This window comes from Cobetia sp. 29-18-1, from assembly GCF_029846405.1.
GTDB lineage: Bacteria > Pseudomonadota > Gammaproteobacteria > Pseudomonadales > Halomonadaceae > Cobetia > Cobetia amphilecti.
In genome coordinates this window covers 89,558-109,941 of the sequence record NZ_JARWKS010000012.1, presented here as the reverse complement: position 1 = coordinate 109,941, position 20,384 = coordinate 89,558, and the positions used below count along the sequence as shown (strand labels likewise).

Annotated in this window: 14 protein-coding genes and 1 pseudogene; 10 read left to right on the top strand and 5 right to left on the bottom strand. The window is 65.5% G+C overall.

Annotation, left to right across the window (positions count from 1 at the left end; all coding sequences use genetic code 11):
• The first annotated feature begins 30 nt into the window (after positions 1–30).
• The 5 genes from QD208_RS11080 to astB all read left to right on the top strand — a co-directional run bounded on the left by QD208_RS11080 (position 31) and on the right by astB (position 6,466).
• The gene (locus QD208_RS11080; protein ID WP_279836840.1) at positions 31–1,251 is read left to right on the top strand and encodes an aspartate aminotransferase family protein; all 1,221 of its coding nucleotides are present in this window, start codon (positions 31–33) and stop codon (positions 1,249–1,251) included.
• Positions 1,252–1,274: 23 nt separating this feature from the next.
• Positions 1,275–2,336: an arginine N-succinyltransferase gene (locus QD208_RS11075; protein WP_279836849.1), complete on the top strand. Its 1,062-nt coding sequence runs from the start codon at positions 1,275–1,277 to the stop codon at positions 2,334–2,336.
• Entirely contained in the window at positions 2,336–3,367 is a 1,032-nt protein-coding gene (gene astA, locus QD208_RS11070) for an arginine N-succinyltransferase (protein WP_279836839.1), read from the top strand. Before QD208_RS11075 ends, astA begins: the two co-directional genes overlap by 1 nt.
• Before the next feature lie 152 nt (positions 3,368–3,519).
• Entirely contained in the window at positions 3,520–5,019 is a 1,500-nt protein-coding gene (astD, locus tag QD208_RS11065) for a succinylglutamate-semialdehyde dehydrogenase (RefSeq protein ID WP_279836837.1), read from the top strand.
• Between the two features lie 100 nt (positions 5,020–5,119).
• Complete coding sequence (astB, locus tag QD208_RS11060; RefSeq protein WP_279836835.1) at positions 5,120–6,466, top strand: N-succinylarginine dihydrolase; 1,347 nt, start codon at positions 5,120–5,122, stop codon at positions 6,464–6,466.
• Positions 6,467–6,584: 118 nt separating this feature from the next.
• Here the strand turns inward: astB and QD208_RS11055 are convergent, their stop codons facing one another.
• The gene (locus QD208_RS11055) at positions 6,585–7,775 is read right to left on the bottom strand and encodes an MFS transporter (RefSeq protein ID WP_279836833.1); all 1,191 of its coding nucleotides are present in this window, start codon (positions 7,773–7,775) and stop codon (positions 6,585–6,587) included.
• A 229-nt stretch (positions 7,776–8,004) separates the two neighbouring features.
• Between QD208_RS11055 and QD208_RS11050 the strand changes: the two genes are divergently transcribed.
• The 5 genes and pseudogenes from QD208_RS11050 (at position 8,005) to QD208_RS11030 (ending at position 13,931) form a co-directional block, all read left to right on the top strand.
• Entirely contained in the window at positions 8,005–8,709 is a 705-nt protein-coding gene (locus QD208_RS11050) for a gamma-glutamyl-gamma-aminobutyrate hydrolase family protein (RefSeq protein WP_279836831.1), read from the top strand.
• 459 nt (positions 8,710–9,168) lie between these two features.
• A pseudogene (locus tag QD208_RS11045) lies at positions 9,169–9,636 on the top strand ((2Fe-2S)-binding protein); the annotation flags it as partial.
• Positions 9,637–9,769: 133 nt separating this feature from the next.
• Positions 9,770–12,154 carry a molybdopterin cofactor-binding domain-containing protein gene (locus QD208_RS11040; RefSeq protein WP_279836830.1) on the top strand — a complete coding sequence of 795 codons (2,385 nt, stop codon included), beginning with the start codon at positions 9,770–9,772 and terminating at the stop codon, positions 12,152–12,154.
• 103 nt (positions 12,155–12,257) lie between these two features.
• Complete coding sequence (locus tag QD208_RS11035; RefSeq protein WP_279836828.1) at positions 12,258–13,283, top strand: XdhC family protein; 1,026 nt, start codon at positions 12,258–12,260, stop codon at positions 13,281–13,283.
• A gap of 33 nt (positions 13,284–13,316) precedes the next feature.
• Positions 13,317–13,931 carry a nucleotidyltransferase family protein gene (locus QD208_RS11030; RefSeq protein WP_279836826.1) on the top strand — a complete coding sequence of 205 codons (615 nt, stop codon included), beginning with the start codon at positions 13,317–13,319 and terminating at the stop codon, positions 13,929–13,931.
• Positions 13,932–14,036: 105 nt separating this feature from the next.
• Here QD208_RS11030 and QD208_RS11025 read toward each other — a convergent pair whose 3' ends face one another.
• The 4 genes from QD208_RS11025 to QD208_RS11010 all read right to left on the bottom strand — a co-directional run bounded on the left by QD208_RS11025 (position 14,037) and on the right by QD208_RS11010 (position 20,178).
• Positions 14,037–14,447, bottom strand: coding sequence for a hypothetical protein (locus QD208_RS11025; RefSeq protein ID WP_054555691.1), 411 nt, complete (start codon positions 14,445–14,447; stop codon positions 14,037–14,039).
• Between the two features lie 202 nt (positions 14,448–14,649).
• Positions 14,650–17,844, bottom strand: coding sequence for a multidrug efflux RND transporter permease subunit (locus QD208_RS11020; protein WP_279836825.1), 3,195 nt, complete (start codon positions 17,842–17,844; stop codon positions 14,650–14,652).
• Positions 17,841–19,127 (bottom strand): efflux RND transporter periplasmic adaptor subunit, encoded by a 1,287-nt coding sequence (locus QD208_RS11015; RefSeq protein ID WP_279836823.1) that lies wholly within the window; start codon positions 19,125–19,127, stop codon positions 17,841–17,843. The genes QD208_RS11020 and QD208_RS11015 overlap by 4 nt, the downstream gene beginning before the upstream one ends.
• 286 nt (positions 19,128–19,413) lie before the next feature.
• Complete coding sequence (locus QD208_RS11010) at positions 19,414–20,178, bottom strand: transporter substrate-binding domain-containing protein (protein WP_153636493.1); 765 nt, start codon at positions 20,176–20,178, stop codon at positions 19,414–19,416.
• Positions 20,179–20,384 lie beyond the last annotated feature (206 nt).

The following is a 20,384-nucleotide window of genomic DNA, read 5'->3' as shown; positions in this document are numbered from 1 at the left end:
ATGCCAAGACCCCGCGATGAGGAAGAGACGATGACCCAGCTGACCCGTGCCGATTTCGACCATGCCATGGTGCCCAACTACGCACCCCAGGCTGCCATTCCGGTACGCGGCGAGGGTAGCCGTCTGTGGGATCAGGAAGGTCGCGAGTACATCGACTTCGCCGGTGGCATCGCTGTCACCTCGCTGGGTCACTGCCACCCGGCGCTGGTCAAGGCGCTCAAGGACCAGGCCGACAGGGTCTGGCACCTGTCCAACGTCTATACCAACGAGCCGGCACTGGCGCTGGCCAAGGCGCTGACCGAGCGCACCTTCGCCGACAAGGTCTACTTCTGCTCCTCCGGTGGTGAGGCCAACGAGGCCGCGCTCAAGCTGGCGCGTCGTTTCGCCCACGACACCCATGGCGAGAAGAAGGACAAGATCATCTCCTTCCGTCAGTCCTTCCATGGCCGCACCTTCTTCACCGTCAGCGTCGGTGGCCAGCCCAAGTATTCCCAGGGCTTCGGGCCGATTCCGGGCGGTATCCAGCACGCCGAATTCAACAATCTCGACTCCGTGCGCGAGCTGATGGACGATGACACCTGCGCGATCATCGTCGAGCCGCTGCAGGGCGAGGGCGGCATCATCCCGGGCGAGCAGGCATTCCTCGAAGGACTGCGTGAGCTGTGTGACGAGCACGATGCGCTGCTGATCTTCGATGAAGTCCAGAGCGGTGCCGGGCGTACCGGCCACCTGTACGCCTACCAGCACTTCGGTGTGGTACCGGACATCCTGACCACCGCCAAGGGCATCGGCGGCGGCTTCCCGCTGGGCGCCATGCTGACCACCGATCGCATCGCACCGGCCATGGCCATCGGCACTCACGGTTCCACCTACGGCGGCAACCCGCTGGCGTGTGCCGTGGGTCTGGCGGCGCTCGAGACCATCGATACCCCGGAAACCCTCGACGGTGTCGCGCACCGCCACCAGCTGCTGCGCAACGGCCTGGAAGGCATCGCCAAGCGTCACGGTGTCTTCAAGGAAGTACGTGGCATGGGCCTGTTGATCGGTGCCCAGATGGCACCGGACTACGCGGGGCGTGCCAAGGACATTCTCAACCTGGCGATGGAAGAAGGCCTGATGGTGCTGATCGCCGGTCCTGACGTGCTGCGTCTGGCACCGTCGCTGGTGATCAGCGAAGAGGAGATCCAGAGCGGTCTCGACAAGCTCGACCGCGCCGTGGCGAACTTCGTCGCCGCCTCTGCATCTGCATGAGCAGCGCCATGAGCAGTGCCCCGATGCTGGTGGTGCGGCCTGCCGAAAGCCGCGATCTGCTCGCCCTCGAGCGGCTCGCGGCCACGGCCACGCCTCGCCTGACCAATCTGCCGGCACATCGTGACCGCCTCGAGGAGCGCATTCTGCGCTCCCAGCGCAGCCTGCGAGCCGAGATCGACTTCCCGGGCGACGAGATCTACTGCTTCGTGCTGGAAGATCTCGACACCGGCGAAGTGGTCGGTACCGCCTCTCTGCGCGCCGAGGCTGGCGCGCGGGAGGCCTACTACACCTATCGTCAGGAAACGCTGATCCACGCCTCGCAGCAGCTCAACGTGCGCCACGAAGTGCAGACGCTGTCGCTGTCGCATGAGGTGTCGGATGCCACGCTGCTGTGCGCGCTGTCGCTGGATGCCCGCTACCGCGAGACGGATGCGGACAGCCTGCTGCGCCGCGCACGCCTGATGTTCATCGCCCAGTACCCGGAACGCTTCGCCACCGAACTGGCGGTGGCCTTCCCGGGCTATCTGGAAACACGCGACGAGCGCCAGGTCAGTCCGTTCTGGGACAGCGTCGGCCAGCACTTCTTTGATCGTGATTTCAACGAAATCAATCAGATGGCAGGGGTGCGCTCCAAGAGCTTCATCGCCGAGGTCATGCCGCCGTTCCCGCTCTATCTGCCGCTGCTCACCCCCCAGGCACGTGCCGCCATCGGGCGTGAGAATCCGCGCCATGAGTACGCCATGCAGGAGATGCTCGCCGAGGGCTTCTCGCGCTCGCGTCATGTCGACATCTTCGATGCCGGCCCCTTGCTGCTGGCGGAGTGCGAGCGTCTGCATACCTTCAAGCAGTGCGGTTGGCATCCGGTGCGTATCCGCCCGCAGGAAAGCCTGCCGGATGCGGTGCCGGCGATGGTGGCCAACCAGCGTCTCGGCGATTTCCGCTGCGTGCTGGCGCGCTACGCCCTGACGCCGACCGGCCAGCTGATGCTGACGCCGCAGCAGGCCGAGGTGCTGGGCGTGGAAGAGGGGCGTGCGGTACTTGCCGTGCCGATGCCATTGCCGGCGATGGATGAGGGAGAGTTGTAATGCGCATTCGTCCTATCGCTCGACACGATATCGAAGGCCTCAAGGTACTGGCGCGGGAAACCGGTGTCGGCTTCACCTCGCTGCCGGACAATCATGAGTTTCTCAGCGCCAAGATAGAGCGCACTCTGGCCGCCTTCGAGGGCCGCGAACCCAGTGATGATCGCCTGTACTTCTTCGTGCTCGAGGATGATCGCGATGGCAGCATCGCGGGCTGCTGTGCCATCGAGGCCTGCGTGGGCACCGATGCGCCGTTCTATCACTATCGCCTCGGTTCGCTGGCGCACTCCTCGGTGCAGCTCGATCTGCATCGCACCCTGGATACGCTGACGCTGTGCTCCGATCACACCGGTGATGCCGAGGTCTGCTCGCTGTTCCTGCGTGAGGACTGGCGCAAGGACCGCAACGGCGCGCTGCTCTCCAAGGTGCGCTGGCTGTTCATGGCCCAGTTCCGCGCGGCCTTCCCCGACAAGGTGCTGGCCGAGATGCGCGGTGTCTTCACGCCCGAAGGGCGCAGCCCGTTCTGGGAGTGTCTGGGCAGCCACTTCTTCCCGATGGACTTCAATGAGGCCGACCGCCTCACCGGCATGGGCCAGAAGAGCTTCATCGGCGAGCTGATGCCCAAGTTCCCGATCTATACGCCGTTTCTCTCCGAGCCCGCGCGGGCCGCCATCGGGCAGGTGCATGAGCACACCCGACCGGCGGTGGCGATGCTCAAGAAGGAAGGGCTGCGCTGGGAGGGCTACGTCGACATCTTCGATGGCGGCCCGACGGTCGAGGCCTATATCGATGATGTGCGCGCCGTGCGTGACAGTCAGCTGGCGAGTGTCGAGGTCATCGCGTCTGATGCCCCGGCCTGCGAGCGTCCCGCCGTGATGGCTGCCACCACCGGCATGGCCGACTTCCGTGCCAGCTGGATCAGCCACGACGTCACCCGGGATGACTCCGGCGCCTGCCATGTGCGCCTCCACCGTGATGAGGCCGAACGCCTCGGCGTCACCGGCGGTGACACGCTGCGCGTGCTGGCCGGCTGAAGCGTCCGCCACGGGCATCCGCTTCTTCGCGCCATCTCGCAGGCGCATACCGCCTTGCGTCCTTTTGCCATCAGCGGGGCAGATCGCCAACTGCCCCGTGATCTCCTTGTTCAGCGTCGCTCGCGCGGCGCGCCCTTTCGATGAGGCATGCCATGACCACTACGAATTCAACTCCCGCCACACTCAACGTGCGTCAACAGCTCTTCATCGACGGCGCGTGGCAAGCGGGTGAGGCCGCATCCTTCACCAAGACCGACCCCGTCTCCCACGCACGTCTGTGGCAGGGCGCCGCTGCCACTGCCGAGCAGGTCGAGCAGGCCGTCGCGGCAGCGCGTCAGGCATTCCCGGCCTGGGCGCGCCTGGGCTTCGAGGCGCGTCTGGCGGTGGTGGAGCGCTTCCGCGATCAGCTGGAGCAGCACCGCGAAGCGCTGGCGGTCAGCATCGCCAGCGAAACCGGCAAGCCGCTGTGGGAGGCGCGCACCGAGGTCGGCGCGATGATCGGCAAGATCGCGATCTCGGTGAAGGCCTATCACGAGCGTACCGGCGAGCGCGCCAAGGATGTCGCGGGCACCCAGGCAGTCCTGCGCCACCGTCCGCACGGCGTGATGGCTGTCTTCGGCCCCTACAACTTCCCGGGGCATCTGCCCAATGGCCACATGGTACCGGCGCTGCTGGCGGGCAATGCCTGCGTGTTCAAGCCCTCCGAGCTGACCCCGGCCACCGCCGATCTCACCCTGCAGTGCTGGGAGGCCGCGGGCCTGCCGGCCGGCGTGATCAATCTGGTGCAGGGCGCGGCGGAAGTCGGCCAGGCCCTGTCCCAGTCCGAGGGCATCGATGGGCTGCTGTTCACCGGCAGTGCCAAGGTCGGCAAGCTGCTGCACCGTCAGTTCGCCGGTCAGGTCGGCAAGCTGCTGGCGCTGGAGCTGGGTGGCAACAACCCGCTGGTGGTGCGCGATGTGCAGGATGAAGCCGCCGCGGTGCTGGCGATCATCCAGTCGGCCTTCGCCTCGGGCGGTCAGCGCTGTACCTGTGCGCGACGCCTGATCGTGCCGCAGGGCGAGGTCGGCGATCGTCTGATCGAGACACTGGCCACGGCACTGCGTGAGCTGCGGGTGGCGGGGCAGTTCGCGCAGGACGCCCCCTTCTATGGCGGCCTGGCAAGCGTCGCCGCGGCCGAGGGGCTGCTCAAGGCGCAGGACGATCTCGAAGCGCTGGGCGGCAACGTCATCGTGCGCATGCAGCAGGTGGAAGAGGGCACCAGTCTGCTCAGCCCGGCGCTGATCGATGTCACCGGCCTTGCGCTCGAGGACGAGGAGTTCTTCGGTCCGTTGCTCAAGATCCATCGCTACGCCGATTGGGACGACGCCATCGCGCTGGCCAATGACACCCGCTACGGCCTCTCGGCCGGGCTGATCGGTGGCGATCGCGCTGACTGGGACGACTTCCTGCTGCGCATTCGCGCGGGCATCGTCAACTGGAACCGCCAGACCACCGGCGCCTCCGGCGATGCGCCCTTCGGTGGTATCGGTGACAGCGGCAACCATCGTCCCAGCGCCTATTACGCCGCCGACTATGTCAGCTATCCGGTCGCCTCGATGGAAGCCGAGGAGCTGGCGCTGCCCGCGAACCTGCCGGCCGGTATCCGTCTGTAAGGCCGTCCGTACGGGCACCGCTGCCGCTTACCCATTGTTGACCACGACGCCCGCCGTGCCTGTTTGCTGAGCTGGCAAGGCGTCGTGGCAGGAGACATTCATGTCCGACACCCTGTATCAAGAGATCAATTTCGATGGCCTGGTCGGCCCGACCCACAACTACGCCGGCCTGGCGCATGGCAACGTGGCTTCGATGCGCCACGGCGGCCTGGCCTCCAACCCGCGCGAAGCCGCGCTGCAGGGCCTCGACAAGATGAAGTCGCTGGCGGATCTGGGTTATGCACAGGGGATTCTACTGCCGCAGCAGCGCCCGGACCTCGGCGCACTGCGTGATTTAGGCTTCACCGGCAGCAACGCCCAGGTGTTGAAGGCGGCCAGCGAGCAGGCACCGCAGCTTCTGCGCGCGGTGTGTTCCGCCTCCAGCATGTGGACGGCCAACGCCGCCACCGTCACGCCGTCGCGCGACAGCGGTGATGGCCGCGTGCATTTCACGCCGGCCAACCTGCAATCCAGCTTCCACCGCTACCTGGAGCCCGCGACCACCGGGCGCATCCTGGGCGCCATCTTCGCCGACGATGGCCACTTCGCGCATCACCCCGCGCTGCCCGCGACGCCGGCCTTCTCCGATGAGGGCGCCGCCAACCATACGCGGCTGTGCGATGGCCACGGCGGGCCGGGCGTGCACCTCTACGTCTATGGCCGCCAAGCCTTCGGCGGTGACGGCGTCGAACCGCGTCGCTATCCGGCGCGCCAGACGCTGGAAGCCAGTCAGGCCGTCGCGCGTCAGCATGGTCTGAGCGAAGAGCAGGTGGTGTTCGCCCAGCAGCACCCGGACGCCATCGATGCCGGCGTCTTCCACAACGATGTGATCGCGGTGGGCAATGGCCCGGTGCTGTTCTATCACGAGCTGGCCTTCCGCGATGAAGAGGCGGTGCTTGACGAGATTCGCGCCAAGCTGTCCACGCCGCTGATCCCGATCCGCGTGCCGTTGGAAGCCGTCAGCCTCGAGGATGCCGTCTCCTCCTATCTGTTCAATTCTCAGCTGCTCTCCAACGACGATGGCAGCATGACGCTGGTGGTGCCGGGTGAGTGCCAGGAGAACGAGGCGGTATGGAACGCACTGCAGAACGCGATTCTGGCCGGCCCTAACCCGATCGGCGAAGTACTGGTCAAGGACGTGAAGCAGAGCATGCGCAATGGCGGTGGCCCGGCCTGTCTGCGTCTGCGCGTGGTGCTCAGCGACGCCGAGCGCGCCGCGCTGTCCGGACGCGTGATGATGAGCGATACGCTGCACGCCGAGCTGGGTGACTGGGTCAAGCGTCACTACCGTGACAGCCTGACACCGGCAGACCTCGCCGATCCGCAGCTGGCCGAGGAGACACTGTCGGCACTGGATGAGCTGACGCGGCTGCTGAAGGTCGGCAATGTCTACGCCTTCCAGCGCTGATCGCCCCCGCTGAAGCCCTGAACGACACAGCCCCCATCGGTCTCGCCGGTGGGGGCTGTGTCGTTGTGGATAGGTGATCTGAAGTCTGAGATGTGAGCGGCGGATCCCGTGATGCGACTCAGGCCAGTTGTGGCTGGATCACGCGCGTGGGATCGCGGCGCACCGGCCAATGCACGATGGCGGCCAGCAGACCGAAGATGCCGCTGGAGATCCACAGCAGATCGTAGCTGCCGGTCAGCTGATAGACCACACCACCGCCCCAGGCCCCCAGGAAGGCACCGACCTGATGGGCGGCCAGCACCATGCCGAACACGAAGGCCTGACGCTTCTGGCCGAAGTAGAGCGCGACGGCCTGACTGGTCAGCGGCACCGTCGACAGCCACAGAATGCCCATGATCGCGCCGAAGGCGTAGAGCAGCATGCTGCTGGGTGGGATGACCACCATCGCCATCACCAGCGCGGCGCGGCACAGATAGATCAGCATCAACAGCTGCGGCGGGTGACGGCGGCCGCCCCAGGCGCCGAACAGGATGGTACCCGCGATATTGAGCGCGCCGATGATCGCCAGCGTATTGCCGGCCACGTTCAGGGGCAGGCCACAGGCGACCACGAAATTGGGCAGGTGGGTGGCGATGAAGGCGACGTGCACGCCGCAGACGAAGAAGCCGCCGGCGAGCGCCAAGAAGCGCCGGTCCTGCAGCAGCGGGCCCTGGCTCGGGATATCCTCCGCTGGTGCCTCACTGCCGGCCGGCGGGCGACGCAGCAAGGGCAGGGCCATGGGAATCAGCAGCAGACAGCTGGCGCCGAGAGCCAGCATGGCGATCTTCCAGTCGATCAGCACCAGCATCGGGGTCGCGACCGAGTAGATCAGCTGTCCGAAGGAGCCGCCGGCCGAGGCGATGCCCAGCCCGATGCCACGATGCTGGAGGGGGACCACGCGCGTGACGGCAGCCAGCACCAGCGGGAAGGTGGTCGCACCGATGCCGATGCCGGCCAGCACGCCGGCGCCCAGCATCCACACCGTCGGGGTCGGCCAGAGGGCGGTGACGCCCATGCCGACCGCATAGCACAGGCTACCGACGAGGAAGACGCTGAGCGTGCCGAAGCGGTCCGACAGCTTGCTGGCGATGGGCGCGGCCAGTCCGAAGACCAGATTCTGGATGGCGAGCGCGAATGACAGACTCCCCATGCCCCAGGTGAGTTCGCTGGCCATCGGTGGCAGCATGAAGCCCATGGCCTGCCGCGCGCCGGTATTGATGGCGAGAATCAGCGCTGCCAACGCGATCGCTGCCTTCCAGTTCAGTTGCATGTCTGGCCCACCCCTGTCGTTACCATTGTGCTGCGGACTCCACTGCCTGTGGGCGGAAGATCACCTTGAGACCTTGGTCTCTATATTCCACTTTATTCTCATGGATGGGCGCATCCCGAATACGTCAACGACGGTAGCAGAAGCGACAGCGCAGTCGTTGCTTGTCACGTACGGTCGTGCCGCGGTCGTGGCGCGGACGTCGCCGACCCCGCCACCTCAGGAGGTAGTGATGCATATCGGTCTGCTGCAATGCGATGACGTCAATCCGGCCCTCATCGATCGGCACGGCAACTACCCCGCCATGTTCGAGGCCCTGCTCACTAGCAGCGACCCGGATATCCGGCTCAGCGTCTGGCGCTGCCTGGATGGCGAATTTCCCGAGCAGCTGGATGCCTGCGATGGCTGGCTGATCACCGGGTCAAGGCATGGCGTCAATGATGGGCTCGCCTGGATCACGACACTGTGTGAGTTCGTCCGGCGCGTGCATGCGGCAAAGCTGCCGCTGGTCGGTGTCTGCTTCGGCCATCAGGTGATCGCCAGGGCCTTGGGGGGCGAGGTGGAGAAACATGCGCGCGGCTGGGGTGTCGGCCTGTCGTTCAATCGTGTCCGTGCGCAACGCCCCTGGATGCAACCGCCGCAAGCAGGGCTGGATCTCATCGTCAGCCATCAGGATCAGGTCAGTGTCCTGCCTGCCGATGCCCGGGTGCTGGCGGACAGCGCCTTCTGCGCCTTCTATCTGATCGAGGTGGGCAGCTGCCTCGGGGTGCAGGGGCATCCCGAGTTCAGCCCCGCCTACTCACGTGACCTGATGAGGTTGCGTCGCGAACAGATCGGCGAACATCGGGTGCGTGAGGGCGAAGCCTCTCTGAGTGTCACGCCAGACAGCACCGTGATGACGCAATGGATGCTGGCCTTCATTCGCCACTGGCGTTGAGGCCTGACCAGCGCAGGACGCTTTTTTCACGCCTCGTCAGCAACGGGCAGCAGCCATCAGGCGTCGGCAGGGACTGTCAGCTATCAGGCGCCGCCAGGCATCGGTGACGAATCGTGCCCGGCTTGCGTGGAATCCACTGCCGATCGCACCCCGCGAAACGCTATACTGTCATGCATGTCACATGCGCTGTTTACCATGGCAGGTGTCATACCCCGGTCTGGTGACATGCCGCGGTCTGGTGACACTACACTGTTTCCCGTTTGGCACCATGGTGCTGAGTCGTGACCTGTAGAATTTCGCCATTCGGGGTATGCCAATCGCGCAGCCTGCCCGACATGCAACGTGCCGTTCGCCCCCTGACACCGGACACACGCAGCGTCAGTCTACTGACGCCATGTCGAGTCATGCCGTCGCGCCGCTCTGTATCCCAGCTCTGTATCTCAATCCTGTCCCTGCTTCATGCTCCTGAGGAGAAGCCCCTTGGCCAACTTCACTCTGAACGGCAAGGCCGTCAGTCTCGAGGTCGATCCGCAAACCCCGCTGTTATGGGTGCTGCGTGAGCACCTGGGTCTGACCGGCACCAAGTTCGGTTGCGGCATCGCCCAGTGCGGCGCCTGTACCGTGCACCTGAACGGCACAGCGGCGCGTACCTGTGTCCTGCCGGTTCTGGCCGCCGAAGGTGGTGACATCGTCACCATCGAGGGGCTGGCCGAGAACGATGACCACCCGCTGCAGCAGGCCTGGGTCGAGGAGCAGGTGCCGCAGTGCGGTTACTGCCAGTCCGGCCAGATCATGCAGGCCGCCGACTTCCTCAAGAACACGCCCGACCCCACCGATGAGCAGGTCACCGCCGCCATGGCCGGCAACCTGTGTCGCTGCATGGCCTACGTGCGCATCCATCGCGCAGTGAAGCGTGCCGCCACCATCGCCAATGAGCGTGCCACCAGCCAGCTGAGCGGTCAGCAGACCGACGCCACGGCCGCGACTGCCGGCGTCGGTACCTTCGATCCGCGTGCCACGGCAGGCACCGTATCCCATTCTGCTGTCGAGGAGACGTCTCATGGCAAGGTTTGATGACAAGCTGGCCGCGCATCAGCGCGAGCTTGCTGCCGCGCACAAGACTTCCTCGAGCCGCGGCGGTATCACGCGGCGTGGCTTCCTGATCGGCAGTGTGGCGGGTTCCACCATGCTGGCCTTCGGCGTGTCCGGCGCGGCGCTGGCCGCCGGGTCAGACGGCAAGGGCTCGGCCAGCGAGACGCTGTCCGCCGGGGCCTTCGAGCCGACCATGTGGTACGCCATCGCCACGGATGGCACCGTCACCGTGCATATCACCAAGTCCGAGATGGGCCAGCACGTCGCCACCAGCCTCGCGCGTCTGGTGGTCGAGGAGCTTGAGGCCGACTGGGACAGCGTCAAGGTCGATTACGTCGACAGCGCCCCCAAGTGGGGCTACATGATCACCGGCGGCAGCTGGTCGGTTCACCAGAGCTACCAGCCGCTGTCACAGGCCGGCGCGGCGGGACGTATCGCGCTGATCGAGGCGGGCGCTCAGCAGATGGGCGTGGCGGTCGAGAGCTGCAAGGCGCGCAAGGGTCGCGTCATCAGTGGCGATCAGTCGCTGAGCTATGGCGAGATCGTCGCGGCGGGGCTGGAGCGCAGCTTCTCCGAGGAGGAACTTGCGGCCATCGAGCTCAAGCCGGCCTCCGAGCGTCGCGTGCTGGGTACCAGGGGCAACGCGCTGGACGTGCCGCCCAAGACCAACGGTCAGGCCGTCTACGGCATCGACTACACCCTGCCGGCAGATATCGAGGCGCGTGTCGGCAAGACATTGCATGCGCGTCCGGTGATGCCGCCGAGCCGCTTCGGCTGCAAGGTCACTGCCGTCGATGACAGCGAAGCCCGCAAGGTCATCGGCTATCGCCAGACCATCGAGCTCAAGGACCCGTCCGGTATCTGCCAGGGCTGGCTTGCGGTCATCACCGACAACTTCTCGGCGGCCATGCGCGCCACCGACCTGCTCAAGGTCGAGTGGAGCAAGGGCGACAGCTATCAGATCGACGAGACGGCGATCCAGGCCGAGGGCCAGCGTCTGGTCAGCTCGCCGAGCCGCGACAATGGCTCGCTGCTGGTGGATCAGGGCGACCCTGCGCCGCTGCTCGAGAATGCCACCACCACGGTGGAATCCACCTTCACCACCTCAAGCGTGCTGCACTTCACGCTGGAACCGGCCAATGCGCTGGCTTACGAAGAAGATGGCCACTGGCACATCCACTGCGGCAACCAGCAGCAGTCCCTGCTGACCTCACTGGTCACCAAGGCGCTGGAGCTCGAGGAAGGCAAGGTCACCCATCACCAGCTGTATCTGGGCGGTGGTTTCGGGCGTCGTCTGCACGGTGACTACGCCGTGCCGGCAGCGCTGGCCTCCAAGGCCGTGGGGCGTCCGGTGAAGATGATCTTCACGCGCCCGGATGACAGCCGCTTCGATTGCGTGCGTTCGCCCTCGGTGCAGCGTCTGCGTTCCGGTCTCGATGCCGAGGGTCGCGTGGTGGCCTCCGAGCACGCCGCCGCCGCCGGCTGGCCGACGGCAGCCCTGATACCGGCTTTCCTTGCAGAGGCGGTCGAGGGCGGCGGCAAGCTGGACTCCTTCTCCATCAGCGGCGCGGACCACTGGTACAACGTCGGCACCCAGCGTGTCTGGGCGCAGCAGAACAAGGTCGCCCACGAGGCCTTCGTGCCCGGCTACCTGCGCTCCGTCGCACCGGGCTGGACGCTGTGGGCGGTCGAACAGCATATCGATGAGCTGGCACTGGCCGCCAGCCAGGACCCGGCTGAATTCCGTCTCGCACTGCTGGACGCCGAAGGCCGCAACGCCGGCAAGGCGCCGGTCAGCACCGGCGGCGCCGAGCGTCTGCGCAACGTGCTCAAGCGCGTGATGGAGAAGTCCGGCTGGAGTGAACGCGACAGCCTGCCGGCAGACACCGGCATGGGCGTGGCGCTGAGCTTCGGTCAGGAACGCAGCATGCCGACCTGGGTGGCCTGTGTGGCACGGGTCAAGGTCGATCGCGCCACGGGCGAGGTCAAGCTCGAGAAGCTGACCAGCGTGGTGGATGCCGGTACGCTGGCGCATCCGGATGGCGCCATGGCACAGCTGGAAGGCTCGCTCCTGTGGGGCGTCTCGATGGCGATGCACGAAGGCACCGAATACCGCGAGGGCGGCCCGGTGGCGCAGAATCTGGGCGCCTACCAGCCGCTGCGCATGCATCAGGTGCCGCAGATGGATCTCGAGTTCGTCGACAGCACCGAGATGCCGGTCGGTCTCGGCGAGCCGGGCACCACGGTGGTCGCACCGGCGATCGCCAACGCCATTCAGCATGCGGTCGGCGTGCGGCTGCGTGACCTGCCGATGCGTCCGGCGGCGCTCAAGGCCGCGCTCAGCGAGGCCTGATCCTCCCCGGTGAATGCCTCTGATACCCGCCACTCCGGCATGCCCGGGTGGCGGGTTTCGTGTCTTCAGACCGGGCGCAGGCTTCTGATATGAGAGATTATTGATGCAACACCTTGATCTTGAAGTGATCCATCAGGCGATCGACTGGCTGGCACCCGCAGATGGCGAGCCATCCGCGCGCCCGATCTGGCTGTGCACGGTGCTGGCCACCTTCGGCTCCTCGCCGCGTGAGCCGGGCACCTGGCTGGTGGCGCGCGCCGATGGGCAACATCGTGGTTCGCTGTCCGGCGGCTGTGTCGAGGAGGACTTTCTGGCGCGCCTGGCTGACGGGGAATTCACCGCGCCTGCCCAGGTGATCCGCTATGGCGAGGGCGGCCACCAGGGCGCGGGGATCGCCTTGCCCTGTGGCGGCATTCTGGACGTACTGGTCGAGCGCTTCACGGCCTGTGACGCGGACATCGCGCACCTCGAGGCGCTGCGTGCAGCACTCGAGGGCCAGACGCCGCGTCTGCGCCAGGTGATGCTGGAGGGGGATGGCGCGCGTACGCTTCAGCACGACAGCGGGCTGGGGGAGCGGGTCGAGCCACTCAAGGGCCATGAGGGTGAGGCATGCGGCTATCAGCTGCGGGTCGGGCCGGTGGCGCGTCTGCTGCTGGCGGGGCTCTCGCCGGTGGCGGAAGCCTGCGCAGCCTTCGCCGTCAGCCTCGGCTTCGAGGTGATCATCTGCGAGCCGCGCGAGGAAGTGCTGGCCGACTGGGATTCCCGCAAGGCGCCGCTCGAGGGCGTCAGCCTGCGCCGCGAGCTGCCGTCACGCTTCATCGCCGCCGGCGGCTGTCATGCCGCCACCGCCGTGGTCGCGCTGACCCACGACCCGCGTATCGATGACCTGGCGATGATCGAGGCGGTACGCCAGCCCGCGTTCTATATCGGGGTGATGGGCTCGCTGCGTACCTCAACGGCGCGCGCCGAGCGGCTGGCACGCAGCGGTGGGCTCAGCGCCGAGGAGATTGCGCGCATCGTGATGCCGATCGGGCTGAATCTGGGCAGCAAGACACCGGCCGAGATCGCGCTGGCGGTGATGGCCGATATCGTGCGCATCCGGCGTGGTCGCGCTCGCGAGAGTCTGTGAAGGCGCTTGGTGAAATCGTCAGGGAGGTCGCCCATGAATGAGTCGATCATTCTGGTCATGGCCGCGGGGCAGAGTCGCCGCTTCGGCAGTGACAAGCGTCAGGCGCGTCTGGCGGATGGCCAGACACTGCTGATGGCGACGCTTGCGCGGGTCATGTGCTGTGAGGTGGACTGGCGTCTGCTGCTGCGTGAGGACGATGATCCCGCCGCACTGCTGGGAGATGACTTCGCGCGTGAGCATGACGGGCGGATCTGGCGTGCGCCGCAGGCGGGCAACGGCCTCGGTGCCAGTCTCGGCGATGCCTTCCGTCAGCTCAGTGATGAGGCTGTATTGGCGCATGTGCAGGTGGCGGCGGTATGGCTGGCGGACATGGCGCAGGTCACGGCGCAGACCTTTCATGCCCTGCAGGCCGAGGCCCAGGCCGATGGCGTGCATATCGTGCGACCGAGGCTTGACGGCGAGGGCGGCCCCGGGCATCCGGTGCTGTTCGGGCGGGCGCTGTGGGCAGAGCTTGCGGCGCTTGAGGGCGGCGAGGGCGCGCGCGAGGTGATCGCGCGACATCGCGAGGCGCTGCGTGAGGTGGCAGTCGGCGATGCCGGTATTCATCACGACATCGACACGCCAGCGATGCTGAAGCTCAGAGGCTGAAACTGAAACTGCAAGAATTCACGTGCGCTGGAAACAGGCCCCTCCAGACAGCAAAAGGCCCCGTCACCTTGGAGTGACGGGGCCTTTTGCTGTCTGCCTATCGTGTTACAGCGTGCGCATATCCAGCAGCTTGATGCTCTGGATGCGCGGCTCGCCCCAGCTCAGGTCGAGCACCCACTCGGCGTCGAAATGCGTGTGCAATACGCTGCCATCGCGCATGGCGGCACGGTGTTCACCGCCCATGCGCAGGGTGGCGCTGTCGAGGCTGTTGCGCTGCGCACGCACCCAGCCGAGTGCATGGCCATTGACCAGCAGCTCGCTGCGACGCTGCTCCCAGTTGGCCAGGTACTCGCTGCCGGTCAGGGTTTCATCCAGCAGCTGGATGGAAGCCTCCTCGCCCAGCAGCTCCGCCAGTTCGATAGCAGGCGCCATGCGGTTGAGCATGGAGAACCAGCGGTGCGCGAAGTTTTCGAGTTCGGCCTCGAGGGCCAGATCATTGAAGGTATCGGCGTACATGGCACCTGCTCCCGAGTGGGTAAATATTGATGGGCATTATGCCGAGAGTCGTGAGCAGTAAACATGCCACGAACGGAATGGCAGTGTTGCCAACGGGGAGTCAATGCTTCAACGGTTGCTGAAGCCGCGACGCCCCGTGGCGTTTGCCTGTTCTCGATCTCTCAGGAGAGTGGTCGTATCAGTGGATAGCTCAGTGGTCGTATCAATGACTGTGGCGGCCTGACTCGGCATTGCTGTCCGGCGTGTCAGCGTCCTGATGCGCTTCACGTTTCTCGACCAGGCGGCGGATACCGACATAGAACAGCGGTGTCAGCAGCAGACCGAACACGGTGACGCCGATCATGCCGGAGAACACCGCCACGCCCATCGCCTGCCGCATCTCGCTGCCGGCACCGGTGGCCAGTACCAGCGGCACCACGCCCGCGGTGAAGGCTACCGACGTCATCAGGATGGGACGCAGACGCAGGCGACAGGCCGTCAGCACGGCGTCCAGACGACTCTGGCCAGCATGCTGCTGCTCACGAGCGAACTCGACCAGCAGGATCGCGTTCTTGCACGCCAGCGCCACCAGCACGATCAAGCCGATGCGCGTGAAGATGTTGTTGTCGCCCCCCGTCAGCCAGACACCGGCCAGCGCCGACAGCAGTGTCATCGGCACGATCAGGATGATCGCCAGCGGCAGCGACCAGCTCTCGTACTGGGCGGCCAGCACCAGGAACACCAGCAATACCACCAGCGGGAAGATGTAGATCATGGTGTTGCCGGCCAGCACCTGCTGGTAGGTCACCTCCGTCCACTCGTAGCCGATGCCCTGTGGCAGGTTGCCGGCCAGCACTTCCTCGATGGCGGCCTTGGCCTGATCACTGGAGACGCCCGGCGCCGGCGAGCCGTTGATGTCGGCGCTGACGAAGGTGTTGTAGTGCATCACGCGGTCCGGGCCGGTGGTCGGTGTCACCTTGACGAAGCTGCCCAGTGGAATCATGCGGCCGTTGTCGCTGCGCACCTTGAGATTGCGGATGTCATCCGGGTCGAGACGCGCCGACTGCTCGGCCTGGGCGCGCACCTGATAGGTACGCCCGAAGCGGTTGAAGTCATTGACGTACAGCGAGCCCATGTACACCTGCAGAGTCTCGAAGGCACGTTCCACCGGCACGCCCATGATCATCGCCTGCTCGCGATCCAGATCGATGTCGTACTGCGGCACCTGGATGCGGAAGCTGGAGTAGACACTGCTCAGACGCGGGTCAGCGTTGCCCTTGGCGGTGATGGTCTGCACGGCGGAGAACAGCTCATCGAAGCCCTTGTTGCCACGGTCCTGCAGCTGCAACTTGAAGCCACCCGTAGTGCCCAGGCCCAGAATCGGCGGCGGCGGGAAGACGGCGACGAAGGCCTCGTCGATCCCCGCGAATTTCTGGTTCAGCTGAGCGGCGATCGCCTGACCGGAAAGCTCGGGCGACTGTCGCTCATCGAAGTCCGCCAGGGTCGCGAACACGATGCCGGAGTTGGAGGCATTGACGAAGCCGTTCACGGAGAGCCCCGGGAAGGCCACGGTGTGCGCCACGCCCGGTGTGTCCAGCGCCAGTGCCTGCATCTCGTCGATGACCTCGGAGGTGCGGTCGAGGCTGGCGGCGTCCGGCAGCTGGGCCATCGCGACCAGGTACTGCTTATCCTGCCCGGGGATGAAGCCGCCGGGCACGCTGTCGAACAGCTTGCCGGTGGCACCGAGCAGGGCCAGATAGATAACGCCGACGATGACACCGAAGCGCAGGAGTTTCTTGATCAGGCCGGTATAGCCGTTGGCCATCGCATTGAAGGCACGGTTGAACGGTGCGAACAGCCAGCGACCGAACAGGCCGTCGATGACACGGGTCAGCCAGTCCGGCTTGCTGCCATGCGGCTTGAGCAGCAGGGCCGACAGCGCCGGTGACAGCGTCAGCGAGTTGAAGGCCGAGATCAGCGTCGAGATGGTGATGGTCAGCGCGAACTGCTTGTAGAACTGACCGCTCAGGCCGCTGATGAAGGCCGTCGGCACGAATACCGCCGTCAGCACCAGCGCGATGGCGATGATCGGGCCGGTCACCTCACGCATGGCGATCTGGGTGGCCTCGATGGGCGAGTGACCCAGCTCGATGTTGCGCTCGACATTCTCCACCACCACGATGGCGTCATCGACGACGATACCGATGGCGAGCACCAGCCCGAACAGTGACAGCGTATTGATCGACACGCCCATCAGCTGCATGACCGCAAACGTCCCGATCAGCGAGACCGGCACCGCGATCAACGGAATGATCGAGGCCCGCCAGGTCTGCAGGAACAGGATCACCACGATCACGACCAGCAGGATGGCCTCGAACAGGGTGTCGATGACCGCCTCGATGGAGCCACGCACGAAGACCGTCGGGTCGTAGACGATGTCGTAGCTGACGCCATCCGGGAAGGCCTCGGACATCTCGCTCATGCGCTCGCGCACGGAATCCGACAGCGCGATGGCATTCGAGCCGGGACGTTGGAAGATCGGCATCGCCACGGCGTCCTTGCCATCCAGCTGCGCGCGCAGCGAATAGTTGTCGGCGCCCAGTTCGACACGCGCCACATCCTTCAGGCGTGTCAGACGGCCGTCTTCATCGACACGGATGACGATGTTCTCGAATTCCTCGGCGCTCTCCAGGCGGCCCCGCACATTGAGCAGGCGCTGGAACTGGTTGTCGTCAGGCGAGGGCTGGGCACCGACGGAACCGGCGGCGACCTGCTGATTCTGGGCCCGCAGGGCACTGATGATGTCACCGGCAGACAGGCCCCGCGCCGCCACGGCGTCCGGGTCGAGCCACACGCGCATCGAGTACTCGCCGGCACCGAACAGCTGCACGTCGCCGACCCCCTCGAGACGGGCGAGATTGTCCTTCAGGTTCAGGCGCGCGTAGTTGGACAGCCACAGCTGATCATAGCGGCCATCCGGGGAGGTCAGGTGGACCACCATCGTCAGGTTGGGCGAGGCCTTCTCGGTGGTGATGCCGAGTTGCTGCACCTCCTGCGGCAGGCGTGGCGTGGCGCGGGCCACACGGTTCTGCACCTGCACCTGGGCCTTGTCCAGGTCAGTGCCCAGCGCGAAGGTCACCGTCAGGGTCAGGTTGCCGTCGGAGGTCGCCTGGGAGTCCATGTACAGCATGCCTTCGACGCCGGTGATTTCCTGCTCCAGCGGCGTGGCGACGGTGGCCCCGATGACTTCGGGATTGGCCCCCGGGTAGTTGGCGCGCACCACCACGGTGGGCGGCACGACTTCCGGATACTCGGAGATGGGCAGCTGGAACAGCGACAGCATCCCGGAGATGACGATCAGGATCGACAGCACCGCGGCGAAGACCGGGCGCTTGATGAAGAAGCTGGAGATATTCACGAACGGCCTCCGGCTGCCTGACGGTCAGCCTCGGCCAGTGTCGCGGCGTCCTGGTCGTTGTGCTGATCCAGCGGCTGGGCGGTCTGCTGCTGCAGGCGCGAGATACGCGCGGCGAGTGCCTTGAGGGCACCGTCATCAGGCATCTCGACCAGCTTGGGGGTGATCGGCATGCCCGGACCTGCCTTGGCAGGCCCCGCGGCCAGCACGCGGTCACCGGCGGCCAGGCCATCGGTGACGGCACGCAGCGGGCCGAAGCGCGGGCCGGTGGTGATGCCGCGGTAGGCGAGGGTGTTGTCCTCGGCGACCACCAGCACGAACTGACGGTCCAGATCGGTGCCGATGGCGCGTTCCGGAATCAGCACGGCATCACGGATCTCGGGCGAGGCGAGACGCAGGCGTGCAAAGGCGCCCGGACGCAGGGCGGCATCATCGGCGCTGAAGGTGGTGCCGATCCGCAGGGTGCCGGTATCGATATCGACGCTGTTGTCGATGAAATCGAGCTCACCGTGGAAGGGGAAATCCTGCTGACCGGCCAGCTGCAGTTCGACCGGCAGGTGGTCATCGGCGCTGACGTTCGCGAAGTCCTGGTTCCAGGTCAGCTCGCTGATGTCGATATAGGCGTCCAGCTGGCGGGTCTCGACCAGCGTGGTCAGCACGCTCTGGCCAGCCTGCACGGTGTTGCCACGCGTGATGCGCGCATTGGACAGGCGGCCATCGATCGGGGCGCGGATGGTGGCGTAGTCCAGATCCAGACGGGCACGCTCCAGCTGGGCGATGGCACCCTTGAGCTGTGCATTGAGGCCGGTGGCGGTTGTGCTGCGCGAATCGGCTTCCTCGCGCGAGATCAGGTTGCGCTTGACCAGACTGGCGGCGCGACCGGACTCGCTACGGGCATTGGCCAGCTCAGCCTTGATGCGTGCGACATCCGCTTCCAGACGCTGAACCTCGGCCTTGAAGGGGCGTTGATCAAGACGCACCAGCGGCGTGCCGGCGCTTACCTGACTGCCTTCGGTGAACAGCACTTCTTCGACTTCGCCGCTCACGCGTGGGCGCAGTTGCACGCGCTGGGGAGATTCCAGACGTGTGGTGTAGGTGTGCCAGGCCGCGACCGGCTGCGACTGGGCGGCGACGACTTCCATCGTCGGGGGAGTCTGTTGCGCGTTGCCGGTCTCTTCACTGTTGCCCTCGCTGCAGGCACTGAGCGCCAGAAGGCCACCAAGGGTCAGTAGCAGGGAAGAAGCGATACGAGGAAGGCGCGCCGGACGTAAGTTCAGTCTCGACATGAGAATTTTCCGTTGCAGGATAGTTGGCTCGGCATCCTAGAGAGCCGGCCTGCGACGGATAAGCCCCTTGGAGCACACCGCTTTGATTCTGAATATGCACCAATTGTGCAGATGGCGCGCTGGCTGCCTGCTGTGCTTGAGCAAGGGCTCAACGCAAAAGCCCCGCGGCGAATGCCAGCGGGGCTTGTTGACGTGCATGTCACTTGCGTCTGCTGCCGCTCGACTCACTGTGCAGGCATCTCGGCACAGGCATCACGGCATGGCTGGCATGCCGCTTGAAGCGACCTTACTGCTTCTCGCCGAAGTACTTGGTGTGGATGGTGTCGTAGGTGCCATCGGCCTTCAGCTCAGCCAGGGCGCCGTTGATCTGCTCGGCCAGGTCCTTGTCACGCTTGCGCATGGCGATACCGAAGCCGTCGCCGAAGTACTTCTTGGGCTCGGTAACCACTTCACCCACGGCCTTGTAGTTGCCGTTGCCGCCGTCGATCAGGGTGGACTTGCCGACCGGGAAGTCGAGGAAGGCGATGTCGAGGCGACCCGCTTCCATGTCCAGCACCAGGTCATCGGCGGTGGTGTAGCGCTTGACCTCGGCATTCTTGCCGTAGAGATCGGTGACGTAGTTGTCCTGCAGGGTGCCGCGCTGCACGCCGATGGCCTTGTCAGCCAGGGCTTCCTGGGAGGTGGCGCTCAGCTCGCTGTCGGACGGGGCGAACCAGGCGGACGGCGGGGTGATGTAGGTGTCGGAGAACAGCACCTTCTCGCGGCGCTCCTCATTGATGGTCATCGAGGACATGATGGCGTCGTACTTGCGCGCCATCAGGCCGGGAATGATGCCGTCCCACGCCTGGATGACCCACTCGCAGTCGCGGTTGATCTTCGCGCAGATGGCATTGCCCAGTTCGATATCGAAACCGGTCAGCTCACCGTCGGGCGTCTTGTATTCCATCGGCTCGTAGGGCACGTCGACGCCGATGCGCAGCGATTCGGCCGCCTGAGCGCCACCGGCCATCAATGCTGCACCCAGCAGGGAGATTCCCAGAAGCTTCTTCATGTCAGTCCCATCCATCATTGTTGTTGGTCATACTGGCTGATCAGTGGCATCAGACACTCCCTCCTGAACACCAGCCGTCTGAGCCGCGGACATAAGGGGGTGTGTCATGCCAGTGGCTCCACACTAGCCCAGACCGAGGCTGTGGTGAAGAGGGTCAATGGACAAATTCAAACGGTCGTTAAACGAGATGAATTCCTGCCGTTATA